Annotated in this window: 12 protein-coding genes; 5 read left to right on the top strand and 7 right to left on the bottom strand. The window is 51.3% G+C overall.

Annotation, left to right across the window (positions count from 1 at the left end):
* Positions 1 to 406 precede the first annotated feature (406 nt).
* The 6 genes from FH974_RS24795 to FH974_RS24770 all read right to left on the bottom strand — a co-directional run bounded on the left by FH974_RS24795 (position 407) and on the right by FH974_RS24770 (position 7,403).
* Positions 407 to 712 (bottom strand): monooxygenase, encoded by a 306-nt coding sequence (locus tag FH974_RS24795; protein ID WP_047885013.1) that lies wholly within the window; start codon positions 710 to 712, stop codon positions 407 to 409.
* Between the two features lie 367 nt (positions 713 to 1,079).
* Positions 1,080 to 1,466, bottom strand: a complete 387-nt coding sequence (locus FH974_RS24790; RefSeq protein ID WP_053061803.1) for a DUF2799 domain-containing protein — start codon at positions 1,464 to 1,466, stop codon at positions 1,080 to 1,082.
* Between the two features lie 137 nt (positions 1,467 to 1,603).
* Complete coding sequence (locus tag FH974_RS24785) at positions 1,604 to 2,578, bottom strand: TDT family transporter (protein WP_207103922.1); 975 nt, start codon at positions 2,576 to 2,578, stop codon at positions 1,604 to 1,606.
* 730 nt (positions 2,579 to 3,308) lie between these two features.
* A complete protein-coding gene (locus FH974_RS24780) occupies positions 3,309 to 4,175 on the bottom strand; it encodes an MBL fold metallo-hydrolase (RefSeq protein ID WP_047885016.1) in 867 nt (288 codons plus the stop codon).
* 143 nt (positions 4,176 to 4,318) lie between these two features.
* A complete protein-coding gene (locus tag FH974_RS24775) occupies positions 4,319 to 5,689 on the bottom strand; it encodes a solute carrier family 23 protein (RefSeq protein WP_047885017.1) in 1,371 nt (456 codons plus the stop codon).
* Positions 5,690 to 5,783: 94 nt separating this feature from the next.
* Positions 5,784 to 7,403 (bottom strand): acyl-CoA synthetase, encoded by a 1,620-nt coding sequence (locus FH974_RS24770; protein ID WP_047885018.1) that lies wholly within the window; start codon positions 7,401 to 7,403, stop codon positions 5,784 to 5,786.
* Between the two features lie 231 nt (positions 7,404 to 7,634).
* Between FH974_RS24770 and FH974_RS24765 the strand changes: the two genes are divergently transcribed.
* The 5 genes from FH974_RS24765 (at position 7,635) to FH974_RS24745 (ending at position 14,737) form a co-directional block, all read left to right on the top strand.
* On the top strand, positions 7,635 to 10,001 hold the full coding sequence (locus FH974_RS24765) for a PAS domain-containing sensor histidine kinase (protein WP_047885019.1): 2,367 nt from the start codon (positions 7,635 to 7,637) through the stop codon (positions 9,999 to 10,001).
* 118 nt (positions 10,002 to 10,119) lie between these two features.
* The gene (locus FH974_RS24760) at positions 10,120 to 10,770 is read left to right on the top strand and encodes a response regulator transcription factor (protein ID WP_047885020.1); all 651 of its coding nucleotides are present in this window, start codon (positions 10,120 to 10,122) and stop codon (positions 10,768 to 10,770) included.
* A gap of 301 nt (positions 10,771 to 11,071) precedes the next feature.
* Positions 11,072 to 11,545 (top strand): GrpB family protein, encoded by a 474-nt coding sequence (locus FH974_RS24755; protein WP_047885021.1) that lies wholly within the window; start codon positions 11,072 to 11,074, stop codon positions 11,543 to 11,545.
* A 114-nt stretch (positions 11,546 to 11,659) separates the two neighbouring features.
* Complete coding sequence (locus FH974_RS24750; protein ID WP_207103921.1) at positions 11,660 to 12,217, top strand: GNAT family N-acetyltransferase; 558 nt, start codon at positions 11,660 to 11,662, stop codon at positions 12,215 to 12,217.
* Positions 12,218 to 12,718: 501 nt separating this feature from the next.
* Entirely contained in the window at positions 12,719 to 14,737 is a 2,019-nt protein-coding gene (locus tag FH974_RS24745; protein WP_053061804.1) for a methyl-accepting chemotaxis protein, read from the top strand.
* 195 nt (positions 14,738 to 14,932) lie between these two features.
* Here the strand turns inward: FH974_RS24745 and FH974_RS24740 are convergent, their stop codons facing one another.
* Positions 14,933 to 15,907 (bottom strand): glycosyl transferase family protein, encoded by a 975-nt coding sequence (locus FH974_RS24740; protein ID WP_047885023.1) that lies wholly within the window; start codon positions 15,905 to 15,907, stop codon positions 14,933 to 14,935.
* Positions 15,908 to 16,123: the final 216 nt, after the last annotated feature.

The raw sequence follows: 16,123 nt of genomic DNA, 5'->3' as shown, positions 1-16,123 counted from the left end.
AGCATTTTCACTACTTCCCTCTCAGGGAGGTGGTATAAGGCTCAATAGCATTGAAAGATGGTGTTGGCCTGATACTGGGGGCACCCAGACTATCCTGCTTGGAACACAGGATTTTTACGGAACGGGAAACGGCCCTGAGCGCAAGCTCAGGGCCGTTTTTTCATGTATCCGTAAATTTTTGTACCAGAAAAGGCTGTCGTATTCCGGGTGGGTGACGTGATACCAACCTCCTGGTTACCAGCGTTGGATGAGTCCTGAAAATCTCGACGAGGCTGAAGTTGCAAGCCTTGTCATGGAAAATATTGTCCACAAAAACCGGCGTGGCCAATATTGATGTCACAGGGCTTTACGCTACGGAGCTTTTCGCTGTGGAACATTACGCCACAGGACGTTACGCGACATTACTCTATGCCACAGGGCCTTGGTTAACCGCGGTCAGCGGCTGATTGACATCAAAAATGTAGCCCCGGATATCCCGAATGCCCATTTGTGTCAGTCGAGCTGAGTGCATGTCCAGATACGCTTTAGCGCTTTCTTCATCCTCAAACAGGTAGACACCGCCTGCGCGTTTCTCGGCCTGGTTTTCTGTCCAGATTTTCCAGATTATACCCGGTTCCTGATTGATCGATTCTGCCAGTTCGGTCAGTGCCCTCGCCATTTCTTCACCAAAAGGGCCATTAAATTCAAAATCGACCTGTAGTAATTTTGCCATGTTTCACTCCTTGTTAATTGAGCCGACGAGTCTGTAGAACCAGCTGGTTATCTACTGGCTCAGTAGCAGCTTGTTTCGGCATTATTATGAAGGAGTGAGTGGTTTTTTAATTGGAACCGGTGCTCAGAAAAGCAGACTCAGACTGAATAGATCAAGCTGAATAAGCCAGATTCATCTGCAGGCCGCATGGCAGTACCAACATGACAATACATCCAAGAGAGGATAAAGGGGCTTCATTACTCGATGATGCCCCTTTATAGAAGCTATGCCCGGCCTGAAATTCATTTATTGGGTCGCTATTTTCTATTGGGGTCTATCCGATGACTTTGGATCGCAGGCCAAGAGGTTAGCGGGATAACAACGTTCCTTAATCCCTGTTCAGCCATTGATTGTCCTGATCAGCCACATACTCCTTGTAGCCGGCTTCCCATCCTTCAATGGCCAGGCGCTCATGAGACGTATTCAGGCACTGGCCGGTATACTGCGCTCCTTTTTTCCCTTGTTTATAAGTTTTGTAAGGCAGGCAGTAGTCTTCAATCCCTTCCCTGTATCCCAGCTGATAGAGTTCATACGCGTCTTCTTTCAGCGGGGTTAGCTGATTGAGTTCATCTTTGGTTCTGACCAGGCGCCCGTTTTCACCGTCCTTAATGCCCAGCGCTTTCCATCGGCTTTCCTTTGCCAGCTCGGTATCGTAAGACTGTCCGGAACAAGCTGCCAGAACGAAGGCTGCCACAAGTAACATCAGGTATTTCATTCTCTACCTCCACAGCGTTTCACAGGTAAGCCAGGTTTATTATCGATTGTGTTTCGTGCCGCCTGGTCCGGCACTTTCTCCCTAAGTATAAGGCCACATATAAAAAAGGGCTTTCTATCGAAAACCCTTTATTGAGACTAACTGCTTTGATTTGATTGCATAATTTTGCTTAGTGCGGCGTGCGGCCAGTACATACCGATGTAATTCCAGCCGACCCAGAACACCAGTCCGGTCGCCACCATGATTTCAAAAATGCCCAGGTTTTCAAGCCAGGCCCAGTGTGGAAAATCCTGGCTTAGCCACTGGGTCAGACGTTCCAGGGCCACTGCACTGATCACCGAGGGGAAGGTGAGAGCAGCCAGAGATGGCTGAAAACGCTGGCGCAGCAAATCGAAATAGCACAAATAAACCAGAATCGTCATGGTAATCCCAACACCTGCCAGAGCTCCGGTCAGCACCGGATCAGGATGCTTGACGTTCAGCAGGTATGCCGTGAGTGACAGGTTAACCGGCGCAGCCATGATAGCCAGCGTAGGTCGGGCAGGGCGGGGCATTCGTCCGGCAAAACACAGGCGATAAAGCACGACCGGCAGCATCAGAAAGTAAATGGTGATGCACAGGTTGGTCATGGTCAGTGCGAACTGGTGGTGGCCCAGTAGTGGACCGGCCAGCGTTCCGCTGATAGCGCCCACCGGGTAAAGGAACCAGCTTGGATAGAGATGGGTCAGACGGAATTTTCTTAACTGGTTGAAAAAGAAAAACACCATCATAGAAAAATGGAGCGTAAGTGCGGGATACCAGAGTAACCGCGCACATTCGATATGAATGGTAGCCAAATAATCGGCCAGAACCATCAACGACATTGAGATAGGAGCCATAAGGCTGCCGTATAGCGGATGACGCAGATCCTGAATGAACCGATCCCGGTTGAGCAGGTACTTCAGAATAACCGGCAGCAGCAGCCCTGCGCCGGCTAACGCAAAGAGACCGCGGATCCAGCTGGCCTGAGCCGGAAAAAACAACGCCCATGCCAGCCCTGTTCCGGTCGTAGCCAGAGCCAGTGCCGCTTGTGCGGTAGGAACGCGTAGTAATGTCGTGGCAAGTGCCGTCATTGTAATTAATGCGCCTTTGACAAATAAGGAACAAAGAAAACGATATTTTACACAGTTATTTAACGAAAATCGGCACTTGATGGCCGGTGAATTACACGATGGGATCACAATTTGAGCAGCGAGGATCGAAACTCAGTTTGCCAAAAATAGAATTTCGTACCATATTTAATTTGTGACCTGTCATTGAGCTGTTCGATTCAAGCCTGCGGATGTATGGGCTGTGTTCTGGAGAGGCTCAGGGCGACAGGAAGCGGGTTGATGTGAATCAACCTTACCGGGAGAGGCATGAAAAACCAAACCTGGATGACAATTTGGAAAGTGACAAAACAAAACGTTTATACTTCTTCGCCAAAGACGCAATTGTCCGATTTAAAGAATTGACTGCATCGGACCCGGCATACTCAACGTAATGAGTGGCGAAGCCTCAAGTTGTTATTATCAACGTCCTTGATGTGCTGTTGTTCGGGTACATGAGGCACAACAGAATAGAGATAGAGAGTAATTCTTAATCCAAGCCGCACTGCAATGGTGCGGCTTTTCATTTTTTAGCGCTCTCGAGATTGCTGTGTGGCTGTTGTGATTGCCGTGTCTGCCTTCGTCGGTTTGATGACTGGCGTTCTATGTGAAACCACTGATGGTACCTATTTATTGGTTTTTATGGATGTTTTTAAGTTTATAACGCCAAAGCCTTGGACGCAGATGGTCCAGGGCTTTGTTGACGTGGTTTTGGCTACGCAGTCAGGTCATTGACTTCCGCCACCGCTTCACTCAGCGTGAATTTCCCTTTTTCATCTTTAACTACTCGCCCCATGGCAACATCCGGATCGTGAGTCAGGACGATGCGGCCATTACGGGAGAGCAAATCGCTCAACAGGGCTTCTTTTTCTTCAATCAACCCTTCCGGGAAACGGTCGTACCCCATCGTAATAGGTAAATGGACCCATGGCGCGCCGGGAATGAGATCGCCGGTGAAGACGACAGGGCCGTCAGGCATCATGATCTCCGGCAGGATTTGCCCCGGGGTATGGCCATCACTGAAATGGAAGCGCCAGTCAGGCCCCAGTTCCGGCACGTAGCCATCGTCGTTGACCAGAATAACCCGTTCGCTTAGTGCGAGTGGCTCCATGATATCGCTCAGGTAAGAGGCTCTGTCACGTGAATGTGGCTCCAGTGCTCGGGTCCATTGTCGGGCACCGGTGATGAACTGGGCATTAGGGAACAGCAGCTCACTGGGTGAGTCCGATTGCCAGGCGGAAAGCAGTCCGCCGGCATGGTCAAAATGGAGGTGGGTAAGTATCACGATATCGATATCTTCATGGCTCAGGCCATGGGCCGCCAGGCTTTCCAGTAACACGTGGTGATTTTCCTGAACACCAAAGCGGGCTTTCAGGTCAGGGGAGAAGAATGCACCGATACCGGTTTCAACCAGAATATTGCGGTTCGCTTCTTGTACCAGCAGGGCACGGCAGCCTAAACGAATACGGTTCTGTTCATCGGCTTCCATCCAGCGGCTCCACAGGGCTTTGGGCGCATTGCCAAACATGGCACCACCGTCCAGTTTCTGGCTGTTGCCGGTCAGGGTAGAGAGAATACGCATACTGTCTTCCTTGAAAGTGTGGTTATTGAAATCGTTATTATTGATAGTTTAAATAGTCATCATACGGTAAACGCAACTGGGACAGGTTGTGCCTGTCCCAGTCGTTTGTTTTGCCAAATCTGGCGTTATCCTGTTTTCGGCACTCAGCCGTTATTCAGGGCCTCACTGTCTTTTTCTTTGACCCGAAAGCGCAGGAGATGCGTGCGTTCGATGAGTATATAAAGAATGACGCCGGTCGCCAGACCCCAGCTGGCACCATACACAGCAAGTACGACACCCATGGTTCCTGCGATGCCGCGTTCGGTGTTGTTGTTCAGCTGTTCCAATCCTACCATCAGGCAGATATAGCCCGTCAACAGCAGTGTCAGAGACAGGGCTATCGGCAGTACCGGCTGGAAGAAGCTGACCAGCGGCAGCGCGAACAGGGCAATAAAACCGGTGATCCAGAAAGTACCTGAGCCACTGTAAATAGAGTCCATTGCTTCGCGTCCATGCTTGTAGCGCTCGGCCATTGTTGCCGCAACGGCGGTCCAGAGTGGCCCGGCCAAACCCGGGTAAGGTGCGAAAAATGCGTGTAGGGCATTACGAATCGCTGTGACCAGGTGTACCCGATCGATATTGTTTTCAATCACTTCGTCGGTGCGTAGCTCATCGGCACGTTGCATCAGTGATTGGCCCACAATGATGTCACCAAACGCAATGATGTAAGCAATCACTGCGGTTGGAACGGCCATCAGGAAGACATCCAGCCCCGGGAATCCGACACTGAACGGCAGATACTGCCACATGCCGGCAAAATCTGGCTGAGTAATGCCCCAGCGGATATCGGGCATTGGGTATTCGCCCACCGCGATGCCCACCAGAATCGCGATAATCATGCCCGGTACCATGCCGTAATTCACAATTTTCTTCGCCATCGGAACCCGTTCCAGCAGCCCTTTGAACGAGACTGAGAACATCAGGTAAAGACAGATCAGGCTGCCGATAACCAGTGAGATCGGCGTGGCGGCCAGGCGGCCTCCGCTGGAAATCTCTCCCATCAGAGCTGCGATACCCGCGCCGATGATGATCCCACCCTTGAGTGAATTCGGTACCAGTTTGACCATGACGGAGCCTAAACGGGTCAGGCCAAGCACCAGGAAAATGATAAACACCAACAGTTGCAGGGCAAACAGGGCCTGTATCGCTTCCGGCCCTGGCTTAAAGTCACCCAGGAACAACAGAACGACCGGAATGCCGGGAGTAATCCAGCCCGGAACAAACGGAACGCCAAGCAGTGCCGGCAGCATGAAGCCGATGCCACAGACCACAACGTAGGCCAGTGCGATGTCGTAGGGCAGACCGAGGTATTTCTCTAAAAGGGGGATCATCGCCAGACTGACCACAAACATGATCAGCGCCTGAAGCATTTCCGCAAACTCCCAGCGGTAATGGATGAAAGGCAGGCGAACCTTAAAAGGACCCAGTAGCCAGAACGGCTGCTCGGACCCCTGCTGTCGTTTATAAACTTGCATGGTGTCTTCCTTGTTCACGTGTTGGATTATGATTGTTATGCGTTGCGTTTCCGCAAAGAGCGGGGAGCGGGTGCTCCCCGTTTTGCGTTGTGGTTCAGAGCTTTTTCGCCCAGTCGCGCAGGACGTACTTCTGCACTTTTCCGGTAGAGGTTTTTGGTAGGTTGGTGAAAATAATGGTCTTCGGAATCTTAAAGCCAGCCAGATGTTCGCGGCAGTACTCGACAATTTCCTGCTCGGTGGCATATTCGCTTTGCTTGAGCGTGATGAAAGCACAAGGTGATTCGCCCCAGCGCTCATCCGGTTTAGCAACGACGGACACTTCCAGAATGGCCGGGTGTTTGTAGAGCACGTCTTCCAGTTCGATGGTCGAAATGTTCTCGCCGCCGGAAATGATAATGTCCTTCAGGCGATCCTTGATCTCGATATAGCCGTTCGGGTGGCACACGCCCAGGTCGCCGGTATGAAACCAGCCGCTTTCAAAGGCTTCTGCGGTGGCTTCCGGATTTTTCAGGTAGCCTTTCATCACAGTGTTACCGCGCATGAAAATCTCACCGATGGTTTTGCCGTCTTTGGCTACCGGCTTGAGGGTCTGAATATCGGCCACCATTACGCCTTCAAGGGTCGGGTAACGAACCCCCTGACGGGACTTCAGGGTGGCTCGTTCTTCCAGGGTAAGCGCATCCCACTCTTCATGCCATGCACAGACGGTGACAGGCCCGTAGACTTCGGTTAAGCCATAAACGTGGGTAACCTTGATGCCCATTTTTTCCACATCGCCGATGACTTTGGCGGGTGGTGCCGCCCCGGCGACCATAGCGTTGACCGGGTGATCAATTGCTGCTTTGGCTTCATCGGGCATATTGATCAGAGCGTTCAGGACAATCGGTGCGCCACACAGGTGGCTGACCTGATGTTCACGGATCAAGGTCAGGATTTTTTGCGGGTCAACCCGACGCAGGAACACGTGGACGCCAGCCAGAGCAGTTACGGTCCATGGGTAGCACCAGCCGTTACAGTGGAACATTGGCAGGGTCCAGAGATAGACCGGGTGCTGTCCCATTGACCAGGTCATCTGGTTACCCAGCGAGTTCAGGTAAGCTCCGCGGTGGTGGTAGACCACGCCTTTCGGATTGCCGGTGGTACCAGAGGTATAGTTGAGAGAAATGGCCTGCCATTCGTCTTCCGGCCACAGCCATTCAAAGTTCGGATTGCCTTCAGCCAGAAAAGCTTCATAGTCCAGTTCGCTGGTTGCTTCACCTTCACCATATTCCGGATCGTCAACGTCAATAACCAGAGGCGGATTGTCCAGCAGAGCCAGCGCGTCGCGGATTACTTCATGGAATTCGCGGTCACAGATCAGTACCTTGGCTTCGCCGTGGCCCAGCATAAACGCGATGGCTTCCGCGTCCAGGCGCACATTCAGCGTGTTCAGAACCGCCCCGATCATCGGCACGCCGAAATGGGCTTCCAACATAGCCGGAATGTTCGGCAGCATGACTGCGACGGTATCCCCTTTGCCAATGCCACGGCCGGAAAGAGCCGAGGCGAGTTGACGGCAGCGTTGATAGGTTTCTGACCAGTTGCGGCGAATGGAACCGTGAATGACGGCTGGGTACTCAGGGTAGACGGCAGCGGTGCGCTCCAGAAAACTCAACGGGGTGAGTGCGATGTGGTTAACTGCGCAAGGTGTCAGACCCATATCATACATTGACATGTAATATCCCTCTTACTTACTGGTTATTCCGTTATCAGATAAAGTTTGTTATCAAACTGGCTTCGTAAATTTAATGTTTTTTTAACATGTGGTAATTTATAGCAAGTCTGTAAGGATTATGGAAATAGCCTATAGTCTTATAGTGTTTTTACTATATCTCGGCTCCGAATACAGAAGTCCTCGGAAGTTTTAGACAGAATGTTATTGATAACAGCGGCTTAGGAAGGTGGCATGGAAAGCGAGCAGGCACGGCTTTATCTCGATTTATGGTTGCGTTTATTGCAGCAAGGGTCGGCAGCGGAACAGGCTGCCGCCTTGTGTCGCTATGCCTCTTACTGGCCCGGTGTACAACAGGCATACTGGTTAAGCTGGCAGCCGAATGAGCAGATCTATGCCCATGATGGTGGCGGTCCAGCCTTACCTCCGGGACAGGGCGATCCGCTTCAAGCCAGCGACGCGACTCTGCATGAGCAGCTACTGAGACAGGTTTGTGTGCCACTGCCTGATATCCGTCAGGGCGAGACCTGGCTGGCGGGGCGTTTGCGTCGTGCCGGAATAACCCAAGGGGGAGCGATTGCCCTGATGCCGGGCGGACAAACGGCAGATGGACATGGTGTACTGGTTGTCGCCACTGAACAGTCTTGCCATGCCGAGCCGCTGGGCGCGATGGGAACCATGCTCAAAGCGTTATTGGCCAATCGCCCGGAGCAACCACCTGCAGTGATGCTGCTGCAAAGTGATCCGTTGCCCGGCGTGCGTTTTGACCGGCAAGCCACTCCGAAAGCCATGAATGCCGCCATGCAGAATCTGCTGGCCCACCGGCCAGAATCGTCGCTGCAGAGCCTCTTACCGGTTAATTACGTACAGCTGATCACGTCTTGTCTCCACCAGAAGAGGGCGATAGGGGAAGTGGAATCGGAATGGGAAGGTAAGTACTTACTCTGGCAGTTTCTTCCCGAACCGTCGCTGGCATCGGTACTGGTGCGTTGTCGCGATGCGACCGAGGAAATTCGCAGTAAACGCGAAGCCGCTGTTGCCTCGCGGCTCTATCGTCTGATCACCGAAAATACCACCGATCTGATCTCTCGCCATACTCCCGATGGCCGTTTTCTGGATGCCTCGCCGGCATCGTGGACATTGCTGGGCTACTGGCCAGAAGCATTACGTGGATTATCGGTCAGAAAATTATTGCACCCGCGTGATAGGGGGCACTCACTTTCGCTGGCTGCCGACGCACTGGAACGCGACGGCTATTTGACTCTGACTTACCGCATTCGCCATCACGATGGGCACTACCTGTGGTTTGAAACCGCATGTCGCGGCATTCGGGAAACTTACACCGGTGACGTGGTGGAAATCGTCTGCATTTCAAGGGATATCACGGCCAGAGTGCGGGCCGAAGAGAAAAACCGACGACTGGCGGAAGTCGTCAGGGCCAATACTGATTTGGTGTTGTTTACTGATTCACAGTGGCAGCTGACCATGGTGAATCCTTCTGCTCGTCAGGCGCTGGGTATTTGCGAGCAGAGCCCTCTGCCAAATCTCGCGCAATTACTGACCCCACAGGATTTTGCAAGGCTGCGTCAGGAAGGTTGGCCGGGGGCTATCCGGCTGGGGGCGTGGACTTCCGAAGTGAAACTGCTACCGCTCAACCAGCAAACCGGTTTCGTGGCCTCACTGGTGTTACTGGCTCACAAAGGTGCCGGGGGGCAATATTACTTTTCGCTGGTGGCACGGGACATGACAGAGCGGGAATTACGCGAGGCTGAGCAACGACGCCATCAGGACGAACTGGCACACACGGCACGACTAGTGACGATGGGGGAACTGGCATCCGGGATTGCCCATGAGTTAAACCAGCCACTAGCCGCAGTAATGAATTATGCCAGCGCCAGTCAGCGATACTTGAAAACCCTCCCGCAGACTCCCGACAATACCGTGCGAGTGGCTGAGGGACTTCGGTTAATCAGTGATCAGGCCAGCCACGCGGCGGCAGTCATTAGTCGACTGCGGAGTTTTCTGCGCAAAGGGTCTCGCAATATTCAATTGCTGGATATCGATACGGTTATCCGGGAAGCCATGGATCTCTGTGCCTGGGAGGCCAGTCGGCACAAAGTGACTATTCAGTATCGTGCCATCGATAGTGAAAAGGGTGAAGACGGTGACATGCAAAAAAAGACCTTGCACGCCAAGACCATTTTGAGTGCCATGAAAACTGGAGAGGGGGAAACGCTGCCACCAGTTTATGGTGATGCTGTTTTGCTGGAGCAAGTACTGATTAACCTGCTGCGCAACGCCATTGAAGCTAATTGGGAGCATCGCCCGCAGCAGGAATCGCAGGTTGATATTACAGTCAGTACCTGTGCCGACTGGTTGTATATTCGGGTTTCCGATCAAGGCCCCGGACTCCGGTCGGATCAACATGACCTGTTGTTCACCCCGTTTTATACCAGTAAGCCGGATGGATTGGGGCTGGGGCTGTCAATGAGCCGCACCATTGTGGAAGGTTTTGGCGGTGGTCTCGATGTTGAATCCTCAAATGGGGTAGGATTAACGTTTTGTTGCTGGTTGCCGCTGCGCAGCAACACAGAGAAGTGATGCCAGAAAATGGAAGTCGCTGGCTTTGCATAAAAAGCCGGTGTCAGGATGAAGAGGCCAGACAAGGATAAGCCGCGGGGTATCAGGAACCCCTCGCCTTTGATGTTAGGAGCATGACATGCCGAGTGAGCAGATTGTATATGTGGTTGATGATGATCAGGGAATGCGTGATTCAACCCTTTGGTTGTTTGAGTCGGTGGGGCTAAAAGCCGTGCCGTTTGCCAGCGGTCAGGATTTTCTGACGGCGTGTGATCCCAAGGCTAATGCCTGCGTATTGCTGGATATTCGCATGCCGGGCATGGGTGGGCTGCATGTGCAGGAAGAGATGCATCGTAGGGGTATCCACCTGCCAGTTATTTTCGTTAGTGGCCATGCTGATGTACCCATTGTGGTGCGGGCGTTTAAAGCCGGCGCGGTCGATTTCATTGAAAAACCCTACAATGAGCAACTGCTGCTCGACAGTGTTCAGCAGGCACTCAATCATAAACCCACCGTTACAGGTAACGGTACTCAGCAGGCGATACAGGAAAAGTTGTCTGCCCTCACACCTCGCGAGCAAGATATTTTTCTGCCGCTGGTCAAAGGGTATACCAATAGAGAAATCGCCGAACAGCTGGGAATCAGTGTCAAAACCGTCGATTTATACCGCTCGCGAGTCATGAAACGTCTTGAAGCCGATCACCTGCCAGCTCTGGTCGGTATCGCTATTGCCGCCGGGATGGTTGATCCGCTCGACTTGCGGGCAAGTCAGCAAGTATCGCACGTTTAAGCATCGACGCATAAGCCATAAACATGTCGGCAGCAAACATGTAAGAAGAAAACATGAAGGCGATGAAGCAACCTGTTTTAAGTCTGCTCCCTAAAGCTTCATTGCGTTCGGTAATGAGGCATTATTCATTAAGAATCAAACACTCGATATAAATATGAAAGCCTGATTGAGTGAAAAGCGCAGGCTATTGAAGAGCATGTTCATGTTAAGGATTGAATGGGGACTACACGACAGCACCCAATCAATCAGACTCACAGGTACGGGGCCGAATATCTAGAGTGTTTTGCCCTTCCGAGGAAATATGAAATTTTACAGAGCGGACCAATATCAAGCCTCTTGTGAGGCGTTGTTTTTTCGATACAAGCGCGAAATACAACAGTTACTTTCTGATGCAATTATTGAGCATATAGGTGCATATTCAATACCGAAGGCGGTGTCGAAAGGTGATCTGGATATTTTTGTCGGCGTAGAGGCCAACGAGTTAGAACTTGCCGTCCAAATACTTACGACTTTAGGGTTTCAAGAGAAAGTGGACACACTCAGAACTTCCGAACTTTGTATGTTGGAATCAACCGCAGATGAGGAGGTTGCATGTCAGGTTGTTTCCAATGGCTCTGAATTTGAATGTTTTTTGGTGTTTCGCGATACATTGCGTGCAAATTCTTCGTTAATTCAAGAGTACAATGAACTCAAAATGTCTTGTGAAGGTTGGCCTCAGGAAGAATATCGTCGAAAAAAATCGGCTTTTGTTAAGCAAGTTCTAGCTCAGATATAGCGGGATGTTCAGGATTTTATTACGAACTGCAGCATTATACATAACCTTGTATATTGCGTGGTCGCGTCAATGAATGTGTATATTCAAATTTAACGTCCACCTTGAAATATAAGAATGATAATGGAAACAAACAGACTTATTTTACGTCAGTGGAAGAGTGAAGACTATCAGCCTTATGCTGAATTATGTTCCGATCCTCATGTGATGAGATATTTCCTTACCACTCTTTCTCGTGAAGAAAGTGATGAGCAAGCCAATAAATTTCGGCGTCTCATTACAGAACGAGGATGGGGTTTTTGGGCCGTTGAATTGAAATCGACAGGACAATTTATCGGTTTTGTCGGGCTACATTACCAGGATGAGAACAGTGGATTTCCCAATGTCCCGTTTATTGAAATCGGCTGGCGGTTGTCATCGGCCTTTTGGGGACAAGGTTATGCGCCAGAAGCCGCGCAAAAAGCGTTAGAGTTTGCTTTCGAAGAGATAGCTGCACCCGCCGTTTATGCTTTTACCACGTTGCAAAATACACCTTCGCAACGAGTAATGCTGAAGTTGGGCATGGTTAATACACATCAAGATTTTAGTCACCCATTGGTGGCGAAAGGACACCTTTTAGAGCGGCACTGCTTATATCAGATAACGAAAGAGCAGTGGCTGAAAAAATCGACTTAACAAACAGCCCTGCAAGGAATGCCACTGTGGGGTATATTCATGCCGCCGAGCCGAAGCGGCTACAGTTACACAATACTTACAACACTTATTTGCCCCTCAGTTTGTCAAAATCCTTTTGTCAATTTTATGCAAATAAAACGGTTTTGTGCTGTTGCATTTTATAAGATGTTGATTATAAAGATATAAATAACTTTATCCACAAAAACGGTGGGTAACTTTATGGTAAATTTCACAGCGCGCTGTTTGTTTTGTGACCACTTCAGAGTGGTGGCGATTAAGTGCTTTCAGTTGTGTCTGTATGTCTGTGGGATTTTCTTTCTCTTTTCATTTGCTTTTTAAGTGATGAAAGCTGTGTGCGAGAACCTGCACTCTGACGGCTTTGCCGGCGGGTGAGCATGATCATGAATTGATGAAATAGTGAGCGCAAAAAAGACCCTACCCGCGTCAGGTTTGCTACATTGGATGTGTCAATGGATTGCCTTTAATTAGAAGAGGTTACTTATGAATAACCTGCTCCGAAACCTGACGATTCAACGCACGTTGTTGATCGTCTTCCTGATCCCGACAGTGTTGTTATTGTCAGTAACGGGAATACATATCCGAACCTTGCTCAACGAGCTTGATGCATCTGAACGAGCCGAAGAAACGGTCCGGCTGTTTAACCTTTATGATGAGGTTGCCCACCAGTTTGCGGTGGAACGAGGGTTAACCGCCGGGGTCGTGGGTGCCAAAGGGCAGGGACCGCAGGTTGAACAACTGAAACAGCAACGGGTTAAAGCGGATCAAGCCTATCAAGCGCTGTTGGACTTCTCACCGGCGTACCTCGAACCGCAAATGACTCAAACCCTGCAGGCCGCGGTAAAGCAGGAGCTGGATCGCCGTCAGTCGATTCGGCGTCAGGTCGATAGCCTGCAATTGGTGGATTCCCCATTTGCTTATTACTCCAATCTGAATCATCTGGTGCTGGATAATCTGTCAGTGATGTTATCGCTTGTTACGGATCCTGAGCTGAAACAGCAGATGCAGGGGCTGTTACAGTTGCTGGTGATTAAAGAGCAAGCCGGGATGGCACGAGGAGCGTTGAATGGTGCGTTTGCTGCCGGGCAAAGCTCGTTGGATCGCTATGCGCAAATCGCGGAATTTATTCAGGCTGAGCAGTATGCTTTGCGTCAGGCTAAGTTGCTGCTGACCGGTGAATGGCTGTCGCGCCTTGACAGTGCTGAGCGGCATTCAACCTGGCAACAGGTGGCGTCTATTCAGCAGTCTTTCCTGTCTCAGAAAGCCAATCTTAGCGCATTGAAAGGGCCGACGGCTCCGGACTGGTTTCGTCTGGCTACTGAACGTATCGGGTTGGTGAAAGCGATGCGTGATGAGTTGTCGGCCGAATTAATCCATCACGTTCAGGCTGATAAATCGCAAAATCAGTGGGCTTTGATGGGATACGGCGGGATGATCGCCTTGATCATTGTTCCGTTGATCTGCCTTACTATCATTGCGCTACGCGCTTTGAGTCGCCGAGTCGACAACTTTGTTGATAAGCTCTCTGAGATGGCCAAACACAAGGATCTGTCGCAACGTCTGGCCGAAGGCCGAAACGATGAATTTGAACGCATCGCCTGTCAGCTGGACCGCCTGTCCGGTAGCATGACCGACACCTTGCAGAAAGCGCATGATGTTGCCAGTCGAACCCGGGACGAAATGACTAAGATGGTCGCACTTATTGCGCAGGCGCGGGAGGACAGTGAGCTGACGCATACTCGCTGCGACAGTATCGCGACGGCGATGACGGAAATGGCCCAAACCAGTGAGCAGGTGGCGGAAATCACCAGTGAGGCGCAGCACAGTACCGATCAGGTGCGTAGCCGGGCTGAATCCTGTTATACCCACAGTGAGGAGTCGATGGAGTCTACTTCGCACCTGTTGGAAAACGTGAATAACACTTACACCTGCATTGAGGGGCTGGAGCAGCAAATGGGCAGCGTCTCGGCCATTCTGGATACCATCAATGCTATTTCTGAGCAGACCAACCTGCTGGCGTTGAATGCGGCGATTGAGGCTGCTCGCGCGGGTGATCAGGGACGGGGCTTTGCTGTCGTGGCAGATGAAGTGCGGGTGCTGGCACAGCGCAGTAAGCAGTCCACGGAAGATATACGTCAGCTGCTGGAGGGGATCTCACAGAATGCCAAAATCTCGTATGACAACATGCAGCAGAGCCGGGAAGCCAGTTATCAGACGCAGGATGTCGTGTCAGAGACTAAAGGGCTGGTGGAAGGGCTGATTAGCCATGTCAATGAGATCGCGGAGTTCAATACCAGCATTGCTGCTGCCTCTGAGCAACAATCGCAAACCGCCCGCAGCGTGGACAGTGATGTAGACGGCCTGCTGGAACTGGCAGGTAATACGAAACAGGCCATTGCCGATATTCATGCCGAAATGTCGTTGATTGAACAGCGAATGGCAGAGCTGTCCGCGGAAGTGGATCAGTTCAAAATTGGCACGTACGGCAATATCCGAGACTGACAAGTTACACCCCAGAACTTAAAACCAAAAGCTCTGAACCACAAATGTGAAAAGGGGCGGCTCTGATTGGTCAGCCCCTTTTAATTTGTGTTGAATCGGTAGATTAAAGCTAAATCTAGCTACTAGTTGCGCGTAAGTATTGTTCCCCGTTTTCTGGTTACTGGCACTGAACATTGTGATCGCTACATACGACCGCTAAACCTGATGACGCTGATGCCACCAAGTACTGGCTTGCTCAAGTGCACTGTCTTGATCCGGACATACACCCATCATTTTCAGAATAATCGCTGCGGTACTGATGACTGCGTGATCACCATAGTGATTGACAGCTTCGCCCTGCCACACTTGGTTGAGGTAGTCGCCACTGATCTCGCCATGTTTCCCCGATGCGCCTTCCAGATAGGTCGGCCATTCTTCCTGGTAGACCTCTCCGTTTCTGACCCCGGCCACTCGGCATGCCGTGCGTGGGCTGCGCTCGCTTTCCCCGCCTTCACCTTTGAATGCGACCATGTTCAAATCACCGACCAGCTGGGCGGCTTCAGCATGCAGTTGCTCGTACCCCTGATGGAAAATGCCGTGAATCCCGAATTGGGCCGCGGTTGGATTGAGTGAGCGGGCAACCGTGTTGAGTGGGGTTCGCAGGCCCACCTGGTTACGCAGTGCCAGCAAATCAACCAGAGGCTCGCAGTAACTGGAAAGTGGGATATAGCAAATGTTGTCTGTCGCCAGCACTTGCCGCGCCTCATCCGGGGTACTGGCCTGACGGATACCCAATGACGGACATGCGCTTTCGACCTGATATTTGACAGCATCGACGGCTTTATGGCCGCTCAGCATGATGCGGATCCCATTCTGAGCCAGCAGTTTGGCAGCGAGCAGCAACCAAGGTGGTTGACGGCGCTTACCGGCAAAGCAGGGCCAGTCGACGTCAACATCCAGAGCCTGCCACGCAGGATCAATCCGGCTGCGCAGGGCCTGAATATATCCGGCTGCTTCTTCGCTGGTTTCGCAACGAACCCGTTGTAGCATTAACAGGGTGGCCAGTTGCAACAGCTCGGCTTTGCCGTCGAGATACAGCGTTAGGGCGTCACGGGCTTCGTCCTGGGTCAGTGGGCGGCGCCCTTTCTCACCCCGGCCAACGAGTTTGATGTAGTCTGAGAACGCAGTCATAGTAATTCCGTGTTATCGCTGGCATCAGGCCAGTCTGTGTGGAGTGTTGAGTTTCGAGACAGCTTGGTAAATGGCAACGTTATACGTTTTAGCTGTCTTCGTCGCGACGCGATAGGACGGCTATGCTACCACCTCACAATTCAGCCACTTAATAAATAACCTTTATAGCTTATACCTTCACAGGTGCCGTTTTTTTCTACACTTAATTGCAGTGAC

This window comes from Photobacterium ganghwense (assembly GCF_017329545.1).
Taxonomy (GTDB): Bacteria; Pseudomonadota; Gammaproteobacteria; order Enterobacterales; family Vibrionaceae; genus Photobacterium; species Photobacterium ganghwense.
The sequence above is the reverse complement of the archived record's forward strand: the minus strand, read 5'-3'. Positions and strand labels throughout refer to the sequence as shown.

What these genes read in the sequence shown, in the direction of transcription:
- FH974_RS24785 (WP_207103922.1), bottom strand. Translation starts at nt 2,578, where the DNA reads ATGACGGCACTTGCCACGACATTACTACGCGTTCCTACCGCACAAGCG.
- FH974_RS24780 (WP_047885016.1), bottom strand. Translation starts at nt 4,175, where the DNA reads ATGCGTATTCTCTCTACCCTGACCGGCAACAGCCAGAAACTGGACGGT.
- FH974_RS24770 (WP_047885018.1), bottom strand. Translation starts at nt 7,403, where the DNA reads ATGTCAATGTATGATATGGGTCTGACACCTTGCGCAGTTAACCACATC.
- FH974_RS24765 (WP_047885019.1), top strand. Translation starts at nt 7,635, where the DNA reads ATGGAAAGCGAGCAGGCACGGCTTTATCTCGATTTATGGTTGCGTTTA.
- FH974_RS24755 (WP_047885021.1), top strand. Translation starts at nt 11,072, where the DNA reads ATGAAATTTTACAGAGCGGACCAATATCAAGCCTCTTGTGAGGCGTTG.
- FH974_RS24760 (WP_047885020.1), top strand. Translation starts at nt 10,120, where the DNA reads ATGCCGAGTGAGCAGATTGTATATGTGGTTGATGATGATCAGGGAATG.
- FH974_RS24750 (WP_207103921.1), top strand. Translation starts at nt 11,660, where the DNA reads ATGATAATGGAAACAAACAGACTTATTTTACGTCAGTGGAAGAGTGAA.
- FH974_RS24790 (WP_053061803.1), bottom strand. Translation starts at nt 1,466, where the DNA reads ATGAAATACCTGATGTTACTTGTGGCAGCCTTCGTTCTGGCAGCTTGT.
- FH974_RS24775 (WP_047885017.1), bottom strand. Translation starts at nt 5,689, where the DNA reads ATGCAAGTTTATAAACGACAGCAGGGGTCCGAGCAGCCGTTCTGGCTA.
- FH974_RS24740 (WP_047885023.1), bottom strand. Translation starts at nt 15,907, where the DNA reads ATGACTGCGTTCTCAGACTACATCAAACTCGTTGGCCGGGGTGAGAAA.
- FH974_RS24745 (WP_053061804.1), top strand. Translation starts at nt 12,719, where the DNA reads ATGAATAACCTGCTCCGAAACCTGACGATTCAACGCACGTTGTTGATC.
- FH974_RS24795 (WP_047885013.1), bottom strand. Translation starts at nt 712, where the DNA reads ATGGCAAAATTACTACAGGTCGATTTTGAATTTAATGGCCCTTTTGGT.